The 18,885-nt window shown below is 49.8% G+C and carries 19 protein-coding genes; 10 read left to right on the forward strand and 9 right to left on the reverse strand.

The features are described from left to right. Positions 1 to 39: 39 nt before the first annotated feature. Positions 40 to 690 (reverse strand): SDR family oxidoreductase, encoded by a 651-nt coding sequence (locus ACXAFR_RS08090; protein ID WP_475175246.1) that lies wholly within the window; start codon positions 688 to 690, stop codon positions 40 to 42. A 225-nt stretch (positions 691 to 915) separates the two neighbouring features. On the opposite strand from ACXAFR_RS08090, the gene ACXAFR_RS08095 reads away from it, so the two are divergent. The 4 genes from ACXAFR_RS08095 (at position 916) to ACXAFR_RS08110 (ending at position 5,614) form a co-directional block, all read left to right on the forward strand. Continuing rightward, a complete protein-coding gene (locus tag ACXAFR_RS08095) occupies positions 916 to 2,001 on the forward strand; it encodes an ATP-dependent zinc protease family protein (protein ID WP_475175249.1) in 1,086 nt (361 codons plus the stop codon). Further along, a complete protein-coding gene (locus ACXAFR_RS08100; RefSeq protein WP_475175254.1) occupies positions 1,998 to 3,509 on the forward strand; it encodes an inactive transglutaminase family protein in 1,512 nt (503 codons plus the stop codon). The genes ACXAFR_RS08095 and ACXAFR_RS08100 overlap by 4 nt, the downstream gene beginning before the upstream one ends. Then, positions 3,510 to 4,463 (forward strand): alpha-L-glutamate ligase-like protein, encoded by a 954-nt coding sequence (locus ACXAFR_RS08105; RefSeq protein ID WP_475175257.1) that lies wholly within the window; start codon positions 3,510 to 3,512, stop codon positions 4,461 to 4,463. A gap of 278 nt (positions 4,464 to 4,741) precedes the next feature. Next, entirely contained in the window at positions 4,742 to 5,614 is an 873-nt protein-coding gene (locus ACXAFR_RS08110) for a delta-class carbonic anhydrase (protein ID WP_475175260.1), read from the forward strand. On the opposite strand, the gene ACXAFR_RS08115 is transcribed toward ACXAFR_RS08110, so the two are convergent. Continuing rightward, positions 5,580 to 5,870 (reverse strand): hypothetical protein, encoded by a 291-nt coding sequence (locus ACXAFR_RS08115; RefSeq protein ID WP_475175262.1) that lies wholly within the window; start codon positions 5,868 to 5,870, stop codon positions 5,580 to 5,582. The two genes, ACXAFR_RS08110 and ACXAFR_RS08115, sit on opposite strands and share 35 nt — an antisense overlap. A gap of 121 nt (positions 5,871 to 5,991) precedes the next feature. Between ACXAFR_RS08115 and ACXAFR_RS08120 the strand changes: the two genes are divergently transcribed. Next, positions 5,992 to 6,864 (forward strand): delta-class carbonic anhydrase, encoded by an 873-nt coding sequence (locus ACXAFR_RS08120; RefSeq protein ID WP_475175265.1) that lies wholly within the window; start codon positions 5,992 to 5,994, stop codon positions 6,862 to 6,864. A 123-nt stretch (positions 6,865 to 6,987) separates the two neighbouring features. Next, positions 6,988 to 7,737 carry an SOS response-associated peptidase gene (locus ACXAFR_RS08125; protein WP_475175270.1) on the forward strand — a complete coding sequence of 250 codons (750 nt, stop codon included), beginning with the start codon at positions 6,988 to 6,990 and terminating at the stop codon, positions 7,735 to 7,737. A gap of 2 nt (positions 7,738 to 7,739) precedes the next feature. On the opposite strand, the gene ACXAFR_RS08130 is transcribed toward ACXAFR_RS08125, so the two are convergent. From ACXAFR_RS08130 to ACXAFR_RS08155, 6 genes are all read right to left on the reverse strand, one after another. Continuing rightward, positions 7,740 to 8,060 (reverse strand): hypothetical protein, encoded by a 321-nt coding sequence (locus ACXAFR_RS08130; RefSeq protein ID WP_475175277.1) that lies wholly within the window; start codon positions 8,058 to 8,060, stop codon positions 7,740 to 7,742. 79 nt (positions 8,061 to 8,139) lie between these two features. Further along, positions 8,140 to 8,901, reverse strand: a complete 762-nt coding sequence (locus ACXAFR_RS08135; RefSeq protein ID WP_475175283.1) for an SDR family NAD(P)-dependent oxidoreductase — start codon at positions 8,899 to 8,901, stop codon at positions 8,140 to 8,142. A gap of 66 nt (positions 8,902 to 8,967) precedes the next feature. Next, a complete protein-coding gene (locus ACXAFR_RS08140) occupies positions 8,968 to 10,053 on the reverse strand; it encodes an endonuclease/exonuclease/phosphatase family protein (RefSeq protein ID WP_475175287.1) in 1,086 nt (361 codons plus the stop codon). A 441-nt stretch (positions 10,054 to 10,494) separates the two neighbouring features. Further along, the gene (locus tag ACXAFR_RS08145) at positions 10,495 to 11,358 is read right to left on the reverse strand and encodes a pirin family protein (protein WP_475175290.1); all 864 of its coding nucleotides are present in this window, start codon (positions 11,356 to 11,358) and stop codon (positions 10,495 to 10,497) included. A gap of 33 nt (positions 11,359 to 11,391) precedes the next feature. Beyond that, the gene (locus ACXAFR_RS08150) at positions 11,392 to 12,375 is read right to left on the reverse strand and encodes a glutathione S-transferase family protein (RefSeq protein ID WP_475175292.1); all 984 of its coding nucleotides are present in this window, start codon (positions 12,373 to 12,375) and stop codon (positions 11,392 to 11,394) included. Positions 12,376 to 12,396: 21 nt separating this feature from the next. Then, positions 12,397 to 12,996: an FMN-dependent NADH-azoreductase gene (locus ACXAFR_RS08155; protein ID WP_475175294.1), complete on the reverse strand. Its 600-nt coding sequence runs from the start codon at positions 12,994 to 12,996 to the stop codon at positions 12,397 to 12,399. A gap of 218 nt (positions 12,997 to 13,214) precedes the next feature. On the opposite strand from ACXAFR_RS08155, the gene ACXAFR_RS08160 reads away from it, so the two are divergent. The 4 genes from ACXAFR_RS08160 (at position 13,215) to ACXAFR_RS08175 (ending at position 18,192) form a co-directional block, all read left to right on the forward strand. Continuing rightward, positions 13,215 to 14,108, forward strand: coding sequence for a LysR substrate-binding domain-containing protein (locus ACXAFR_RS08160; protein ID WP_475175298.1), 894 nt, complete (start codon positions 13,215 to 13,217; stop codon positions 14,106 to 14,108). 215 nt (positions 14,109 to 14,323) lie between these two features. After that, positions 14,324 to 15,568 (forward strand): sodium:proton antiporter NhaD, encoded by a 1,245-nt coding sequence (nhaD, locus tag ACXAFR_RS08165; protein WP_475175304.1) that lies wholly within the window; start codon positions 14,324 to 14,326, stop codon positions 15,566 to 15,568. A gap of 354 nt (positions 15,569 to 15,922) precedes the next feature. Then, positions 15,923 to 17,137 carry a response regulator gene (locus ACXAFR_RS08170; RefSeq protein ID WP_475175307.1) on the forward strand — a complete coding sequence of 405 codons (1,215 nt, stop codon included), beginning with the start codon at positions 15,923 to 15,925 and terminating at the stop codon, positions 17,135 to 17,137. 149 nt (positions 17,138 to 17,286) lie between these two features. Beyond that, positions 17,287 to 18,192 (forward strand): TIGR01777 family oxidoreductase, encoded by a 906-nt coding sequence (locus ACXAFR_RS08175; protein ID WP_475175310.1) that lies wholly within the window; start codon positions 17,287 to 17,289, stop codon positions 18,190 to 18,192. 13 nt (positions 18,193 to 18,205) lie between these two features. On the opposite strand, the gene ACXAFR_RS08180 is transcribed toward ACXAFR_RS08175, so the two are convergent. Continuing rightward, positions 18,206 to 18,838: a class I SAM-dependent methyltransferase gene (locus tag ACXAFR_RS08180; protein WP_475175315.1), complete on the reverse strand. Its 633-nt coding sequence runs from the start codon at positions 18,836 to 18,838 to the stop codon at positions 18,206 to 18,208. Between the last annotated feature and the right edge of the window lie 47 nt (positions 18,839 to 18,885).

Raw genomic sequence — 18,885 nt, forward strand, 5'->3', positions numbered from 1 at the left:
ACCAACGATTCAGAAAAAAATGGCGGGGAAACGCGCTCTTCAGATTTTGCGCCGAAGATCCATCAGAGCAGATTCAAACGTTTCGTCGCCATCGATCAGAGAGATATCCAAATTCACGATGTCGGGTTCAGTCACCAACTTCAGCAACATCTCCGCACAGTGCGCCCGAGCGGTAACCGCCTCATCGGGATTGCTGTAGGCGAGAGAAATCCGCCCTGAGGGCTCCTCATCGGTCAACAACCCCGGTCGGAGAATTAGATAGGGCAAACTCGACGTACGAAGATAGTGATCCGCAGCGATCTTGGCAGCGAGGTAGGGTCGCAGAGCCGCCGGTGCTCGCTCAGGATCGTCGGCACGCAATGCACTGACCATAATAAATCGCCTCACACCCTGCTCCCGTGCGACATCTACAGCTCTCATGGCACCATAAAGATCGATCAGCAAGGTCTTGTCAGGCCCTGTCGCCGCACCCGATCCAGCTGTAAAGATCACCTGATCACAGCCCCTTACCGCCGAGCTGAAATCACCCTCCAAATCGGCGACAACAGCATCAATACCTCGCCGCTGCAGGTCTTCGGCCTGCGATTCAGACCTGACCATCGCCCGAACGGGCAAACCTTGGCGATGACTCAGAGCCACCAGCTGGCGCCCGATTTTGCCGTTGGCACCAATGACAAGAAACTTATTCATATAACCTCGATCTATCTTCTGCGGACTTGGACGAACTTTCGAGGATACGAACCTCGTCAGAAAAGTGACCACCACAACTTCTGGATTCGGCTGTCCAGTAACTTTTTCTAATCAGGTTCGATATAATCCGCAACCGCACTTTTCGGCCCAGCTCCCACCGATTACCGACACGAAATTGTCGATTGATTGGTGTAACATGGCGATCCTCGCTCCTGCGAGCGGCGGATGGATCAATGGATCTTCACCGCTTCAGTGCAGAGCACCAGTGCGACCTGGATGTCGCTGCTGGAACACAACAAAATTATGAAATCTATGTGCCTGAAGACCTCGAAAAAACGTTTTTCCAGCCTCAAATTCATCTGTGTTCTCGCGCCGACTCTTGGCATGCTGGGCTGCTCGCAATTGCAGCGGTCCCCGGACACCGAAACACCGACGGCGGCAATAGCCACTGAAACTCCGTCATCATCGGTGACACTTGAGGACCAGTCTCAACAGCTGGCTACCATTACGGAACAACTGGCCAGCTTACAAATGTCTGTCCAAGCCCTGAACGAACGTTCGGCCAATCTGGCCACGATCGCGCATCCACCTAAAGCCTCAGAAGCGGCGCCTAAAATTGTGGCGGCCCCATCGGCAAAATTGCTGGATAAACTGGTAGTCGGGCAACTAGAGTGGATCTGGCTGCAAAACCTCACGGACAACCTGACGGCGCGCGTCGACACCGGTCTGGAAATTTCCGCTCTACAGACCAGCGACCAGAAAGTCTACGAAAAAGATGGCAAGCGCTGGGTAAGGTTTAGAATTCTGCCGACCGAAGCCACGGCCAAAGCCGCCCGTGAAGACGCTGGTAGCGACGATGCGGTTGCCGAGCGGTTTACCGTCGACGTTCCGATCGAGCGCTTTGCCAAAGTCAATTACCTGGGGTCTGATGAGCCCAAGCGAATGGCGATTGTGAAGCTACCCGTGCAGCTGGGAGACATGAAACAAGTGGCTGAGTTCGCCCTGGCCAATGGAATCAACCTGGGATACCCGGTTTTGCTCGGCAGAGATTTTTTGAAAGATCTTGTCGTTGTTGATGTCAGCGCAGAATTCCTGCAACCCAAATTTGATCCCAGCAAAGAACAGAGCTTTATCTTGCCCGGCCAGAATCATCAACCGTTGAGCCGGCCAGCAACCCAAGTAGCCAAACAGACACAGGCCAATCCGCCCAAACCGTTACCCTCAACGCCTCCCTACTCGGAAGCGCCAGCTGCGCTGCAACCCGCTAACGATGCTACGCCCCATGCAGCTCCAGGAACCATTGATCTATGACATCGCGCCTGCCGTTCTACCTGATTATTACAACTCTGTTTGTGGTAGGTATTTTACTCATCGCCTACCGCACCACTCAGGACAATATTCCCCTGCTGCCAGGTGCAACCGATGTGTTTTGGGATGTTGAAGCGACGACCAGTTTTACGGCCAACGGCGATGAACCGATACAGGTCACCCTCAGCCGCCCATTGAATCAAACTGAATTTGAAGTCATTGACGAAATTGCTGCCTCGCCGGGATATGGCCTCAATCTCACCGATGATAGCGGCTGGCCACGTGCCCAGTGGACCAAGCGCCAGGCTTCGGGAGACCAGCGGCTCTACTATCGAATTTTGGTGCGAAAAAAACACCATGTCAGTCCAGAACCAGCCCCCATTCCCGACGCTCAGGCCGGGCGCATCTGGAGCGAACCCAATCTGACCGCTGCACGCCAGGTGATTTCCAAAGCCTGGGACCTTTCGGCGGACAACTATAGCTTTACCGATGAACTCCTGAAGTTGATTAACGCCTCCGACGCCGATCAGAATGTGCGCCTGCTGCTGAATTCCGGTATCGGCTCTGGCGAACTTGCCGTGCAGCTGTTAAATCATGCCAAGGTGCCCGCGCGATTGGTGTCAGCACTGCATCTCGAAGACGGCCGTCGCCGCCAATCCTTGCGCCCTCTGATTCGTGTATGGGATGGCGAAGAATCCGAGCTGTTTAATCCACAAACAGGAGAGAGAGGCCTGCCGGAAGACAACCTTCTATGGGAGAGCCGCGGCCGCCCAATTCTGCAAGTTGATGGCGGCAGTAATTCGTCGGTGGATTTCTCTATCATACGGCGAGTTGAATCGGCCTCGTTGGTTAATCAGTATCGCGATGCCAATGTCTTGAACTTCTCGATCGGCGCTTTGCCTCTGGCAGAGCAAGCACTCTTTAAAACGATTCTGCTGATTCCAATCGGCGCCCTGGTCGTGGTTTTTCTGCGAGTATTGGTTGGGGTGAAAACATCGGGAACGTTTATGCCGGTGTTGATCGCTCTGGCTTTTATGGAAACGACGCTGGTCACCGGATTGGTCGGCTTTATCCTGATCGTCGGGGTCGGCCTGTGGTTGAGATCCTACCTAACCCATTTGAATCTGTTGTTGGTTGCGAGGATTTCAGCGGTCATTATCACGGTGATCGCGATCATCGCATTGTTTAGCATACTGGCCTATCAACTAGGACTGACAGAAGGCTTGAAAGTGACCTTCTTCCCAATGATTATTCTCGCCTGGACGATCGAACGCATGTCGATTCTGTGGGAAGAAGAAGGCCCGAAAGATGTTTTCGTGCAAGGTGGGGGCAGCCTCGCCGTTGCGGTTCTTGCCTATCTGCTGATGTCGAATGAATTGGTGCGCCACTGGGCATTCAACTTCCTCGGCTTGCAGTTCATCATCATGGCGCTGGTTTTACTGATGGGGAACTACACAGGTTATCGCCTGTTCGAATTGCGCCGGTTTTCACCGTTTTTAGGGAAATCGTGAATGCTGTTCAACCCGATCACACGTTATCGTGAAATCGCGCGCCTCGGATTGCTGGGCATTAACCGCCGCAACATCCACTACATCGGCCGCTACAATCGTCGCCAACTCTTTCCCAACGTGGATGACAAGTTAAAGACCAAGCGACTGGCCGCTGCCCACAAGGTCACGACGCCAAAGCTGATTGGCGTTATTGAAACTCAGCACGATATTCAAAGCCTGCGCAAAATGGTTCAGGGCTTACCTGGCTTCGCCGTCAAACCGTCGAAAGGTAGCGGCGGCAAAGGTATCCTGCTGCTCCGCTTGGGTGAGGATGGCAAGTTTGAGAAGCTCAACGGCACTCCAGTAGCAGAAAACCTGGTAGAGACCCACGCGTCCAATATTCTGAGTGGCCTCTACAGTCTTGGCGGCAAACCAGACGTCGCTTTTATTGAAACACTCATCGAGCCAGACCCAATTTTCGCTAACTTTTCTTACCAAGGCGTCCCGGACATTCGTGTTGTTGTGTTCCAGGGATTTACCGTCATGGCTATGATTCGCCTTCCGACCTCGGAATCAAACGGTAAAGCGAATTTGCATCAAGGCGCCCTCGGCGTCGGTATCAATATCGCTACGGGTAAAGCCAGTGGCGCCGTGCAATTTGATCAGAGTATCAGCCATCACCCAGACACCGGTTTTGCATTGAGTGACATCCACGTTCCCGATTGGAACACCTTGCTTAAATTGGCGGCGAGCTGTCACCCGATGTCGGGTCTCGGCTACTTGGGTGTCGATATCGTACTCGATCGCACCCTTGGACCAATGCTACTGGAACTGAATGCCCGCCCAGGACTTAGCATTCAAACAGCCAACAATTGTGGTCTGCTACCGCGCTTACGCGCTGTCGAAGCATTACCGAATGCTGCAAAAATGGGTGTTCACGAGAAACTGGTGTTTAGTCAACAAACTTTCTCATAAATTTTTGCCGTTAAAACTGGAAGAATTGCCATTAACGGCATATTTTTAATCAATCGCCCGCCAAAACCGCACAATATTTCGGGAAACCTTGACCTCCCCCCTCCTTCCACTACTTTTTAATTATTTGTAACTGAATCACAAAATCACTTTTCAAAACTTTAAAAATAAAAACAAATTGATCTAAAATTCACAGCTCTAAGCGCATCCCATTCTTATTGGCCCTATGCACTTAGTTCCAAAATAACTGATTTACTAGATTTTTTTTGCGGAGACAATCGATGAAACTTCTATGTGCGTTGCTTTTAGCTTCGATAACACCACTTGCGGTGGCAGAGTCAGCCAACAGCACGGCGTCAGATCATGACCATGGAACCAGTGTAAGCAACGAGAAACTTGCTCAACAACGCTATAATTTGGCGAAAAACACTGAGGGCAAAGGGTTCGGCCCACAGTCACCTCGTAACATCGACGAAAAATCTGGCGACAATCGGATTTATTTTGGACATGCACCAAAGTCAAAATACATGAACCTCTGCAACATTCATTTCCATAAAAATGCAGAGCACGCTGGAGGTCAATTCACCAAGTACGCCGGCAATGGCGATGGCCATGGCTATATGAGTGGATACAAGTACTCAGGTAAATTCAAAAAGAATGAATTGACCCGCGTTAACAAAGAAATCTGCCCGAGCGATCATGGTAGTCTGCAACCCGGAGACACCATCGAAGTCCACTACGTGTATTCAACAGAGAAAGTGGAACCCGGTTCAACACTGAATGCCTGCCTTGGCGATTCCATTCAGAACCCACAGCTGCGCGTAGAAGCCGCCGTATTTGCTTTGGTCAACGACGAGAAAGCACTGGATTTTCAGGATTTGACGAAAGTGGGTCAGGTTAAAGGCTATTTCCAGGCGGTCAACATACCTAAGCGTATGGGGCGCCCTGTTCAGTACAGCGGCTCAACCACTGGTCCGGGCTATAACGAATCGGGTTCACCCTTCCAGGTCACCTGGTCAGTACGCCCGAAAGTTGCCAAGGTTAACATCTCTACCGTGGGCAAATGGTGTGAAGGCAACGAGTTTGAAGAAGATCACGCTCACGGCGTTCGCAATCTGATCACCAACCCTGCACTGCTATCAGAAATTGACTAAATAAATTGGCGTCTCCCGCCCAGCGCGGGAGACGCTCCTTAATTTTAAAATCCGACGAAATGAGCCCGGCCTGTTTGCCAGCATTGATTCCACCTTCCTGCTCTTGGGTATCTTTGGCTGCTGATTGTTTTGCAAAAACCAGAGTTTGTTTTTTCAAAATAACGAAATAAGCACACACCACGCGTACCCGCGAAAAGCCTAGACGACCTGCCCTATCAGTTCCGCCAATTATTAATTCTTCCTGAATCCAAACCATCCTTTTGCTGACTTAACGTATATTTACGATAAATTTTCGAATTATTTTGTCCAAAGAACGCTTTTTGAGCTTCTGGCCCAAGCAAAATCTATTTTATTGCAGCGTAGTACGGAGTACACATATGAGGTATTTATGTGCGGTACTTTTAGCTTCTATCGCGCCACTCTCCATGGCGGATTCAGCAAAAAGTACGTCAGCGGACCAAGATCACGGAACCAGTATTAGCAATGAAGCGCTTGCCCAACAGCGCCTAAATCTTGCTAAAAATACGGATGGAAAGGGCTTTGGTCCCCAATCGCCTAGAAACATCGATAAGAAAGACGGGGACAATCGGATCTATTTTGGCGCAGCGCCGAAATTCGAACACATGAACCTGTGTAACATCCACTTCCACAAAAACGCAGAGCACGCGGGAGGTGAATTTAGCACCTATGCCGGCAACGGCGACGGCCTAGGAAATATGAGTGGCTACAAATACTCAGGCAAGCTCAGCAAAGCCGAGCTCACGGGAATCAAAAAAGAAGTCTGCCCGAGCGAACACGGCAGCCTGAAACCCGGAGACACCATAGAGCTGCACTACGTCTATTCGACCGAACACGTCAAGCCAGGCAAAACCTTAAATGCCTGCCTTGGCGACTCCATTCAAAACCCACAACTGCGGGTAGAAGCGGCGGTATTTACCCTCGTAAACGACGATTCAGCGCTCGATTTTCAAGAGCTTACTGCCGTCGGCCAAGTGGATGGTTTTTTCCAAGCGCTCAATATTCCAAAGCACATGGGTAAAGTTGTGGAATACAACGGCTCCACAACCGGTCCTGGCTACAACGAGACCGGATCACCTTTCCAGGTCACCTGGGGAGTTCGCCCGAAAGTTAAAAAGGTCAACATTAAAACGGTTGGCAAGTGGTGCGAAGGCAACGAGTTTGAAGAAGATCATGCTCACGGTGTTCGCAACCTGGTCACCAATCCTGCCTTACTGTCAGAAATCGAATAACTCTGGCTCTAACCTCCTGCCATTTGGCGGGAGGTCCTTCCCATCCGCACATGCGCGTTTTACTCCACATTTCATCGCCCCTACAGTAAATTGGTCGAGAATGCCTTTGGAGTCTCAGCGATCATGTGCGGACGCTACAATCTGATTGATCACCCTGGCCTACACCAGCTTTTCCTTGACCTCGGCCTGCCTTTACCCCCTCTGCCACAATACAATATCGCGCCAACTGAACCTGTGCCCATTTTGATTTATGCCGACGGCCGCTTACAGATGAAACAAGCGCGCTGGTGGCTAACACCTTCTTGGTCCGACGGACCAGACACACGCTATGCGATGTTCAATGCACGCAGTGAAAATCTCGAAAAGAGCCCCGCCTACCGGGGGCCTTTCCGCTATCGGCGCTGTGTAATACCGGCAACGTCATTTATTGAGTGGCAAAAGCGAGGGGCTTCAGAAAAACAAGCCTATGAAATCTTTTGCGAGCAACGGCCTATGCTTTTTGCAGGGCTCTGGGACTTGTGGCAAGAAGAGCTGGTATCTTGCAGCATCATTACCAAAGCCAGCCACAGTGGCTTTGCCGCCATTCACAGCCGCATGCCCGCTCTGCTCAAAGAAGATCAACTGGAACTCTGGACTCATCCAGATACAGAACGAAAAACACTGCACCGACTGCTGGAGCAGACCTCATCCAACAGTGAGCACCCCTTAGTCGCCAGAGCCATCAGCGCCACCTTGAACAACAGTCGCAATAAAGAGGCACCTCAGCTATTAGAGGAGCCTCAGCTATTAGAGGAGCCTCAGCCAATAGAAAAGCCTCAGTCATTAACCCAATCCCGACCAACCGCTCGATCTGACAGGACGCCAGATGATTAACTTCAGCCTTTACCCGCGATATCCAAATAGCCTTTTTCAATCGCCCCCGTAAGCGCTTGTGAGGCGCTGACTAACTCCTCATAAACGCGACGACGCTGCTTCAAACCGGCAACTTGCTCACTGTCGGGCACTCCATCGGGAGTGTCATGACAGACGGACAATAGATATTGAAGATAATCACTGCGGGCTCTTGCAATCAGATGCATCAACGGACGCAAGTCGGATATGCTAAGCACATCGATCGCAGGATTGAGAATTTCACGATTTATGGATTTGCGATCATGCTCGACTTCCATAAGAAGCCGATTGATGTCGATACTCATGCTGGCAGTGCCCCTGTCTAATTACCTTTACAGAGGTTATAGACAAGAGCCGCGTTACCCGCCATGAATTAGGGCGCGATTACAGCCTTAGCCCGCCATCAATCGCAAAGGTACGACCACTCACAGAATCATTGTCGAAGATAAATTCAATGGTTTTTGCCATCTCAATGGGTTTGGCGAGACGCCCGACAGGGATCGTTTTGGTAAATTTATCCAAAACCTCCTGCTTCATATCCCCAAGCATGCCGGTATCAACAAAGCCAGGAGCGACACAGGCAGTACGAATTCCGTGATGAGCCAATTCTTTAGACCAGGTAACCGCGAGCGCTTCGACCCCGGCTTTAGCCGCAGAATAGTTACTCTGGCCTCGGTTCCCAGCAGCGGCAATGCTAGAGATATTAACAATGCATCCGCCTTTCCCCGATTTCACCATATGCGCTGCGGCTTCGCGCCCACAGAGAAAAGTGCCCGTGAGATTGACTGCAATTACAGAGTTAAACTGCGCCAAAGACATTCGGTCTACCACATCGCCATCTCTAATTTTGAGAAGACTGCCATCGCGGATAATCCCCGCGCTGTTGATCAACCCTTGCAAACTGCCAAAATCGTCGACGATTTTTTCAAAGATTCCGACCACATCGTCTTCGCTAGCAATATCGCCGGCATAAATACCGACCTCAATGCCCTCCGCTTTCAGGGTTTCAGCAGCTTTCTGAAGTCCCTCTTCACTGAGGTCAATCAGTGCAATCTTAGCCCCTAGGCTACCGAGGCGCTCTGCGGCGGCAAACCCAAGGCCTCCAGCGCCTCCGGTAATTGCAACAACAGCATCTTTTATCTGCATAAAAACCCCTTTTGTCGCGTTTTGGTTGAGTGAATTCACTCTCGTCGCGAAATCCCATTTCTTCAATTAACCGGGCACGTCATCTGTATGCACTTTCGCCTCTCGAGTTTTCGCTTTCGCCCAAGCCTTGTCGCTAGAATCAACATCTAAACGGGCTTCTGCAGAATCCGCAGAGGGATGAAACGCCAACTCAGTGTATAGGGGAAAGTGATCCGAGCCGATCCCGGGCAATCGAATCATACGTTTGAAATGAAAATGCCTGCTGTGAAATATATGGTCAAGAGGCCAACGCAGGAACCAGTAGTCTACGTGAAACGTATTGAACATACCACGCCCAATTCGAGGATCTAACAGCCTACTGATCTTGCGAAAATGCCTTGTCGTGCGAGACCAGGCGACATCATTCAAATCTCCTGTCACAAGTATAGGCACTTTCTTATCCGCCAGATCTCGGGCGACAACCAGCAACTCGGCGTCTCGCTCCGTAGACGCCTCATTTTCTGTCGGACTGGGAGGTGCAGGATGGAGAAAATGACAACGAATCCGTTCACCGCCAGGCGTTTCCAACCAAGCGAACATTGATGGTTTGTCGTCTTCAACCAAATAATTGATCTGCGCATCATGCAATGGCCACTGCGAGTAGAGATGCATGCCATAGAGATTTTCAAGCGGACAAGCCAACCGATATGGATAAGCTTCGTGCAGCACGGACAACCGTTCCTGCCACCATGCGTTCGTTTCCAGCGTAACCAAAACATTGGGTTGATACTGATCAACTAGGGACAATAATGCGTCCGACTCTTTATTGTCCATCAGCACATTTGACGTCATGATTTTAATCGTTTGCGAGCCAGGCCTTTCTTCTTGCGCAGACACCTCGACGGGAAACAATGGCAGATACTCAATGATCCAACGCAGCTGCCAGGCAAACGCTGCCAGAACTGGAACTAGCCACCAACCGTGATCCGTAATTCCCATTCCCCAAAGCAACGCCTCTGCACAAGCGACGAGAAACAGTCCGATGGCAATTTGTAATCGTGGAAAATCCAAACCTCGAATTGCCCAATGATCGATGTGTGCCAGCGGTAGCAAAGTGGCAAAAACCAATAGAAATGAAAATAGATGCGTGCCGACGGCGAAATAATTCATCATTGTACTGGGAGACGTCATTAAAAAATAATTGAAACTCCCAGTTAACGTAGGAGCGCTGCTGAACTCGCAACACCAGACGCTCAGATCTGTGTCACTGGCAACTTATACGCAGAACTACCTACAAAAAGATGTCAGCTAACGCATTAATTTACGTCGTAACAATAATCGATAGGATCGCAAGCCAAACGAACAGGCAAAAAAAAGCCGCGAGAAATAACGCGGCTTAATCGTGGGGATAAAACAATGAAGAACAGCGGTACAAATAATGACAGCTAAACCTGAATTCAGACTGACTGAAGAGTCCACTTTCTAGCATGTATCATGGGCTTCCGGTTAGGCTGGAATCATCAAACCAAACCAGGATCCAAAATCAAGATCAACGAAGCCAATGCTAAATATTCTATACCCAAAAATCTCTCGGTTTAATACTTCTTTACCACCTCAAGATGAACTTGACGACGAAACCAAGCGCCCCTCTTGAAACTCTCTAACCGCCTGCTGAATTTCCTCCATTGTGTTCATAACAAAGGGACCGTACTGCACAACAGGCTCTTGCAATGGCCTTCCAGACAACAACAAAATTCTGGCTCCTGAGCTGGCGGCATTCAATGTAACTGCGCCCAGGCCTTCATAGACGCCAAGCTGCTGCTCAACCAACTCATCGGTCGCGCCATGCATCACATAAACCAGCAGATTGTTAGCGTCAGGGAGCGTTACCTGAAGTTCTGCCTGTGATTGCAAGCGGATATCCAAAATCGTAGCGTCAGTTACCGTTTGCACCGGCCCGCTGATTTCTGTCGATTCACCCAAGCAGTCCAACTGACAGCTACCTGCTACCGCTGTGACATCAACATCGTCACCACGACTAATAAATCGCCCCATCGACTCAGCATCAACGTCGCGATATCCAGGTGCAATCATTTTCTGTTCTGCGGGCAAATTCAACCAGAGCTGAAACGCATGCATTTCTCCGTCCTTCTGCCTAGGCATTTCCGAATGAATAATGCCTTTACCCGCTGTCATCCATTGAGCACCGCCTGGACTGACGACGCCAGAATTTCCCATATGATCACCGTGCTCCAACTGCCCTTTCAACATATAGGTCAGGGTTTCAAAACCTCGGTGAGGGTGATTGGGAAAACCTCCGCCGTAATCATCGACATGTTCAGACCGCAATTCATCAATCAATAAAAATGGGTCCAAGCGCACATTGAACTGACGCCCGGCAATTCGATAAATCAAAACGCCATCGCCGTCACGGGTTTCCTGAGCAGGAATAACCTGCACTAACGTTCGAGCTTTCACAAAATTCCTAGTAGACGTAGACATAACGGCGCCTTAAAAAGTCTCACCCATTAATGCATCACGATCATGAGGTTTCGTGAATTGCAACTGCGGTCCCAGGGGAACAATCTCGGTCGGATTAATTGTTTTATGACTGACATAATAATGCGTCTTTATGTGATCAATATTGACAGTTTCCGCGACGCCCGGCAGCTGATACAACTCACGCACATAGGCAGAAATATTCGAATAACTACTCAACGGACGAAGATTACACTTGAAGTGTCCATGATAAACCGCATCAAACCTCACCAGAGTGGTAAAGAGCCGAATGTCGGCTTCAGTAAACTTCGTACCACACAAATACCTTTGTTGCTCAAGGCGAGCGTCTAACCAATCCAACGTCTCGAACAGAGCAACCACTGCATCTTCGTATTTGTCCTGGGCAGTAGCGAAGCCGGCCTTATAAACACCATTATTTACCGTATCGTAAATGCGTTGATTGATTACATCGATCTCCCCGCGCAAGGACTCTGGATATAAATCTAACGATCGTGCGGCTGACTGACCAAAACCAGAAACAAGCATTCGAATAATATCCGCAGATTCATTACTGACAATACTGTTGGTTTTTTCATCCCAGAGAACAGGAACCGTCACCCTTCCTTCGTACGAGTCGTCCGCCAACAAATACAGTTGGTAGAGATAGCTTATCTCTTGCCCCGCAAAAACCTGCGGCTCGGACAGCTCCCAACCGTTATCCAACATTTCGGGGCGAACAATCGTCACTGGCAACTGCTCTTCAAGACCTAATAACGCCCTGACAATCAATGTGCGATGCGCCCAAGGGCAGGCAAGCGAGACCAGCAACCGGTAACGCCCCGCCTCTGCCTGATAGCCTTTTTGTCCATCCGAACCGGGCGAACCGTCAGGCGTCAGCCAGTTACGAAAGACGCTCGCCTGACGCTCAAATGAGCCGCCACTGTCTTTGGTGTCGTACCACTGATCGACCCATTTACCATTTTGCAAAAGTCCCATTGTCTTACCCGCCTCGTTGGTTTATGCCTTTACCAAGGCATCAATTTGTGCTTTCGCGCTTGCCAGTTTTTCGTCCGGGTCCATCGCGTCGGCTTTGATAACATGAACGTTTTTCACACCAATAAAATTCATGATTAACGTGACGTATCCACTGACGAAGTCAAAATCACTACCGATGGGCGTACCGCCAGAGGCGACGACAATATAAGCGTCATCAATGTCCGTCAGGCCAACAGGCCCATTTTCTGTGTAGCGAAACGTCACGCGAGCGCGACAGATGTAGTCGATGTATTGTTTCAACGTCACCGGCACATTGAAGTTGTATACAGGCGCGCCAATAATAATCGCCTTCGCCTGTTTCAACTCACCAATCAACTGATCCGACAACTCCAGCTGACGGGCAATTTCGGGACTGGGATCCTCTGCAGATCCATGCACTCCAACCAGGACATCAGCCGTGATTAATGGGAGAGGCTGCTTGCCAAAATGGTGGCTCACAGTACTGGTGAATTCACCTTTTGCGGACAACTTGTCGAACAGATATCCGGTGAGTTGCTCGGTAACAGATTCACTACCTCGAGCGGAGGAATCAACTCTTACGAGCAGTCTGTCGTCACTCATACCCTATACTCCTTGCGTATTGATTTGAAAAATTAATATTTAACTTCAATAAATTAGAAAATAATTTTTTAGAGCTCATTTTAAGTGAGCCTCAGCGTTAAGCGGTTACGCAAGTGTAATTCAGTAAGATCAGAGAAATTGATAGGCAATTCGTGATTTATTTATTCAGATTATTTGAATAAAATGCGAAACCCCATCCGACGCGGGATATAAACACCATGGCATCGCATCCGATAACCCTAGAAGCCTTAGAAATACTGGTTGAAATTGACCGACGTGGAAGCTTCGCCAGCGCGGCGGAACACCTGGGGAAGGTGCCTTCAGCCCTTTCTTATTCGGTACAAAAGCTGGAAGAGCAACTCGGCGTTGCCCTCTTCCAACGCAGCGGCCGACGATCCCTCTTAACCCCCGCGGGGAAATTATTGCTCGCAGAAGGAAATGAGCTGCTCCTGGAGGCTGCGCGCCTGGCAGATCGCACCCGTGAAGTCGCTACCGGCTGGGAGCCCAAACTGCGCATCGCCGTCGATACGATCGTTGGGGAAGACGAGATTTTTCCAGTACTGCAGAAATTCGTTGACCAACACCCACAAACGTCATTGGAGATCTATGAAGAGGTGTTGGGAGGCAGCTGGGAAGCACTTGCCGATGATCGTGTCGATTTGGTGGTTGGAGCAGGTCCACCCGTGCCCCCCAAACAAGGAATCCGCGCCGAGCCCTTTGGTGAGCTAACCATGGTCTTCGCCCTGGCTGCCAACCACCCCCTCACCCGCTTTCCCAAGGAGATTCCCATCACTGAAGTGACCGACCTACCCTGGATTGTCGTCCGCGATACCTCGAAGTTCTCAGCACCACGAACCACCCGACGAATCGCTAGCGGGCATCGAATTTACGTGCAGACGATGGCGCAAAAAATCGCCGCTCAAGCCTCTGGTTTGGGTGTCGGTTATCTTCCCGCCCATCGCATTCGCTCGCTGCTGGAGGAAGGTTTGATGGTGACTCGGGAGCTGGAAGGATCCACAACAGAAACCAGCGAAACCCTGGTCGCCTGGAAAGCAGCCCGACGAGGAAAAGGCTTACAAGCACTCGCCAAAATGTTCTATAACCAAGGCTAAACCCCTCTATCCCAACCCACCGAGACCTGCTGAAGTCCCAGCCACCTCCTACCATTGTCGAAATTGACGGATAAACTGGCTTCAGGCAAAGTCCGCGTCGCCGGCGTCATCCCAATAACGACGAATAAGTCGCCTTGCAGCACCTCCTCATAATTCCCTGGAGAGGCTTCAGCCTCTGACAGAGAACGAAAACAACGACAAATGGAAACGCAGGCATGTTGAATATCGTTTTACTGCTTCTCGCGGCCCTCGCTCTACTGAGCATCGTGTTTGAAGAAGTCATTCACGTAAACAAAGCCAAAACTACATTACTGCTTGGCTGCCTGTCCTGGCTGCTATTATTTATTGCTGCAGACACCCCTGATGCGCAGCACTCAGTACAGCATGCTCTGAATGAAAACCTCTTGGAAATTGCTACCCTCTGGCTTTTTCTGATGTCGACAATGACGTTTGTTGCCTACTTGAATGCCAAGGGGATGATTCAAGTCGTCGTTCAGCGCTGGTTTCCTGAAAGCTTGTCGCAGCGGTCCCTAATGTGGATGCTGGCGCTCTTCGCTCTTATTCTATCGTCCATTTGCGACAACGTTACGGCGACACTGGTCAGCCTTGGCCTGATTCAATCTTTCCGTCTTCCGCCTTCCACCAATTTAAAAATGTCTGCCCTGGTGGTTTTTGCCGTCAATTCAGGTGGCGTTTCTCTTATTACTGGTGACGTGACGACCCTCATGATTTTTCTCGCGGGTCATGTCAGCATGGGGCAACTATTATTGTTAATGATTCCCTCTGCCGTCAGCGTTTCTCTATTGGCGTTTCTCTTGAGCTTTGGCCTCAAGGATAAGGTATACACAGAGACAGTCGAGCGCCAAATCTACGGGGTTGATATCGCGATCGCGGCCACGTTCTTCTCGACCATTATTTGCACCATGGTTTTCAATGTCTTGTTTGGCGTGCCTCCGGTATTAACCTTCTTAACAGGGCTTTCCGTGATGTTCCTATTGGGACGACTCGTGTCTACCGATGCAGAACAGACTCAAATACTTGAATACATACGTGAAATTGAATACGACACTCTACTGTTTTTTCTCGGCATACTACTGCTGGTTGGAATGCTGCAACAAATCGGAGTCTTAACGACCGTTGCTCATTGGTACACCGAAATTAATCCGCAAATCGCCAACTATGTCGCTGGCGCTTTCTCAGCGTTGCTCGACAACGTTCCCCTGACAGCAGCCCTGCTAAAAGCTGCTCCTGAGCTCTCAACAGCAAACTGGCTGGGCTTAACTTACGCGGTTGGCGTGGGCGGATCATTGCTCTCCATCGGGTCGGCAGCAGGAATTATTGCGATGAGCAAAATGCAGGAAATGACGTTTATTTCCTATTTAAAATTTTTTCCACTTCTGCTGGTAGCCTACAGTGCAGGCTACGGCTTAACGCTGCTACTTGCCCACTGGATTCATTGACCACTCAAAACAGTTCGATCACCAGGCAACAATTCTACAAGACAACTCCTGGCGTCTAATTAAACATACCCTCAAATTTTTTTTAATTTCGAGGGTATTTTTTTATAGGAACATTGCCTTGAATCCGACGACTTCTACACTTAAGCAATAAGCGCTTCGGGCAGAACACGACCAGCATTGAGGAAACACTCAAGATCGACAAGGGAATGGCCGCTACCTTTTCTCACAAAAACAACGGAAAGAAAATTATCGTGCCAATTCTCCAGCATCTTTATTGAGCCCTATGCACGTCTACTTGAATCTGCAAAACACGTGAAGCACGGTTGATCGAATTCTTCAAGAGCGAGGTTATTCGTGGCTGGCACACTGCTGGTAATCGATGACGATAAATTTATTCGCAATCTGATTGGCCGAATACTCGACCAGGATTATCGCGTCGAAACTGCCTGCGATGGTGCCGAGGGACTCGCAAAAATTCCCGACTGCAAACCTGACATCATACTGCTAGATGTCGAGATGCCTGGCATTAACGGTTATGAAGTCTGCGATCAGATCAAGCAAAATCCATCGACCAGGCACATCCCGGTACTTTTTTTATCATCCCACGGAAATCTACGCGAGCGCATGCTGGGCTATGAAGTCGGCGCCAATGACTTCATTGTTAAGCCCTTTGAAAAAGAAGAACTCAAAGTAAAACTCAATCTGATATGGAATTATTTGCAGGATAAAGATCGGCTCAATATCGACGCTGAAGCAGCATCGAAAACCGCATTCGCAGCCATGAGAGGCTCTAGCGAGCTGGGCATGGCCATACAATTTGTAGAGTCGACCTATCAAATTAACGACCTGAAAGAAACGGCCAATCGTTTTCTCGATGTTACTAGTGGACTCAACCTTTCCTGCACGCTGATGTTTCGCACCTACAAAGGTGATGATTTTCATTCCTCCAAAGGGGCCGTTTCCCCCCTCGAAAAAGAACTGATGCTCACTCTCTTTGACAGCGGCAAACGCTTCAATGATTTTGGCTGTCGCACACAAATCAATTATGAGCGCGTCGCACTGCTAATCAAAAACATGCCACTGGATAACTCCGAGGCCTATGGTCGCCTGAAAGATTTCCTTCCTACCATGCTTGGCGCGACCGATGCCAAAATAAAGGTCATGATTACAGAGCACGCCCTGGTCGCCCACGGCCACAACCTAAACCATTCTTTTGACGCCGTTAAAGGCACCCTCCACGATGTGGGCAAAACACTCAAAGAATCGCAACGGCAGGTTCTGTTGCTATTGCGGTCAACCATCGAAGAATTGGAAAAAGAAATCCCCAAGCTGGCACTGGAAGAGGATCAAGAACGCTATCTGATCAATACCCTTGACGGCGCCATACACGCCACCCACTCAATTATTGAACAAGGCAGCAACGCCAGCGAAGCATTCGATACAGTATGCCAACTGCTGGAGCATTTGGCAGAAAAACAGCAAAGACTGCTCAATGACTTCACGTCACGCTCGACCGATGATACGGCTAAAGAAGTCGCAGACGCCACCAGCGATGTCGAACTTTTTTAAAAGGCTCTCCCTCCTATTCCAATTTAAACTAACTGGTCTTAGGATAAATCCGAGCATCTTTACGGTCCGTATTCATGCCACGAGGTCATTTCCAACGACCTGCACGACCCAAAGCCTGAGCTTTCTCATCCAAGGGACAGAACGACATCATGACGCAACCGCACTGGCTGGTTACCGGCGCCACAGGATTTATTGGATCTCATTTTTGCCAGCGATTGCTCGACCGAGGTCACCGCATAACCGCGCTGACACGCACCCCGGACCAACAAACGGAAGAGCGCATCGAGTGGATAAGCACACTCTCCAAATTCCCCATGGATGTTTCCTACATCCTTAATCTCTGCGGAGAGCCCATTGCGGAAAAGCGCTGGACGGAAACCCAGCGTCAAAAGATCTGGAACAGTCGAGTGGAGATTACCAAAGAGCTCTCTCACTACATCAACCAGATGCCTCAACCACCAGAACTCATCATCACCGGCTCGGCAGTTGGCTACTACGGTTACTATGACGGAAAGGAATTTGGTGAGGGATCCATGCTCAACGAAAGCTGCCCACAGGGCGATGGCTATGCAGCAGAACTCTGCGCAGCATGGGAAGATGCGATGACGGGAGCGGCTCGGCGGAAAGTGATTGTGAGGACTGGACTCGTACTTGGCCCAGGCGGCTTACTCGACAAGTTACGACCGATTTTTCGGATGGGGATAGGTGGGCCAATGGGCAGCGGTCGCCAGGGAATGAGCTGGATCCACCTGGAAGATATGTTGCGATTACTGATGTATGTTGTCGATAGCCCGAAGCTAAATGGCCCCGTCAACGCAGTTGCACCAAACCCCGTCAGCAACGCCGTTTTTTCCAAAACCCTTGCGGACAGTTTACATCGCCCAGCCTTTTTAAAAACACCGGCGGTCGCACTTAAAGTGCTCTTTGGACAAATGGCCGAAGAGCTTCTTCTAAACGGACAGTTTGTCTATCCGGATGCCGCAATGTCACACAACTTCATTTTCGACTTTCCCACTATTGAGAAAGCAATGCAGCATTTAACCGAAATTGACTAGACTGCCCCCTGCCCTAATCGTTTTTTATGTGCAGAATATAACCTTCGAAATATTCGGGTTCACTGCTATACCATTCAACACAAGATGCTGAAAATTCCCCTTTGCATTTTTTCGCCAAGTTGAAAAAGGGTTCACGACCGGGGTCGGCATAAACAATATTTTTCACACCGGCCTTCAAAGCCCGTTTAATCAGCTTGAAATGAATGTCGGTCAGTTCGTCCCAAAAACAAACGTCGGCAGCCATGACCAACTCAAAAGTTGCCAACTGCTTTTTCGTCACCTTTTCGAAGCTGTTGGTCATACTGGCGATTTCTACGCCGTTCAATGCCGCTTGAACTTCGAGAAAAGGAAAGACTTCTTCATCTCGATCCAATCCCGTGACATCACACTGCTGATGCTTTGCACAGAATATTGACGCTGGTCCCCAACCACAACCGACCTCAAGCACCGACGACTCCGGCTTCAGCATCTGCTTATGTAGAAAATAATCCATCAGCAAGAAGCTGCTGGACCAGGTTTTGTGCCCATGTATCGACGGTGTATACGCTTTTTTGAGTTTTCTTACCAAACGATGGCGATTGTCTAACACCTGCACCCCGTAAGCCTGAAAAATATGCTTTTCCGGGAGTTCAACCAATTCCGGCACTAAAACGCTCCTGAACAATAAAAGTAAGTGAAAATAAGGAAATGACC

Source organism: Pseudomaricurvus sp. ABR4_320 (assembly GCF_056159445.1).

Coding starts and splice junctions, on each gene's coding strand:
- ACXAFR_RS08155 (WP_475175294.1), bottom strand. CDS start 12,996: ATGAGTGACGACAGACTGCTCGTAAGAGTTGATTCCTCCGCTCGAGGT.
- ACXAFR_RS08135 (WP_475175283.1), bottom strand. CDS start 8,901: ATGCAGATAAAAGATGCTGTTGTTGCAATTACCGGAGGCGCTGGAGGC.
- ACXAFR_RS08140 (WP_475175287.1), bottom strand. CDS start 10,053: ATGATGAATTATTTCGCCGTCGGCACGCATCTATTTTCATTTCTATTG.
- ACXAFR_RS08090 (WP_475175246.1), bottom strand. CDS start 690: ATGAATAAGTTTCTTGTCATTGGTGCCAACGGCAAAATCGGGCGCCAG.
- ACXAFR_RS08175 (WP_475175310.1), top strand. CDS start 17,287: ATGACGCAACCGCACTGGCTGGTTACCGGCGCCACAGGATTTATTGGA.
- ACXAFR_RS08160 (WP_475175298.1), top strand. CDS start 13,215: ATGGCATCGCATCCGATAACCCTAGAAGCCTTAGAAATACTGGTTGAA.
- ACXAFR_RS08125 (WP_475175270.1), top strand. CDS start 6,988: ATGTGCGGACGCTACAATCTGATTGATCACCCTGGCCTACACCAGCTT.
- ACXAFR_RS08105 (WP_475175257.1), top strand. CDS start 3,510: ATGCTGTTCAACCCGATCACACGTTATCGTGAAATCGCGCGCCTCGGA.
- ACXAFR_RS08120 (WP_475175265.1), top strand. CDS start 5,992: ATGAGGTATTTATGTGCGGTACTTTTAGCTTCTATCGCGCCACTCTCC.
- ACXAFR_RS08100 (WP_475175254.1), top strand. CDS start 1,998: ATGACATCGCGCCTGCCGTTCTACCTGATTATTACAACTCTGTTTGTG.
- ACXAFR_RS08110 (WP_475175260.1), top strand. CDS start 4,742: ATGAAACTTCTATGTGCGTTGCTTTTAGCTTCGATAACACCACTTGCG.
- ACXAFR_RS08130 (WP_475175277.1), bottom strand. CDS start 8,060: ATGAGTATCGACATCAATCGGCTTCTTATGGAAGTCGAGCATGATCGC.
- ACXAFR_RS08115 (WP_475175262.1), bottom strand. CDS start 5,870: ATGGTTTGGATTCAGGAAGAATTAATAATTGGCGGAACTGATAGGGCA.
- ACXAFR_RS08095 (WP_475175249.1), top strand. CDS start 916: ATGGATCAATGGATCTTCACCGCTTCAGTGCAGAGCACCAGTGCGACC.
- nhaD (WP_475175304.1), top strand. CDS start 14,324: ATGTTGAATATCGTTTTACTGCTTCTCGCGGCCCTCGCTCTACTGAGC.
- ACXAFR_RS08150 (WP_475175292.1), bottom strand. CDS start 12,375: ATGGGACTTTTGCAAAATGGTAAATGGGTCGATCAGTGGTACGACACC.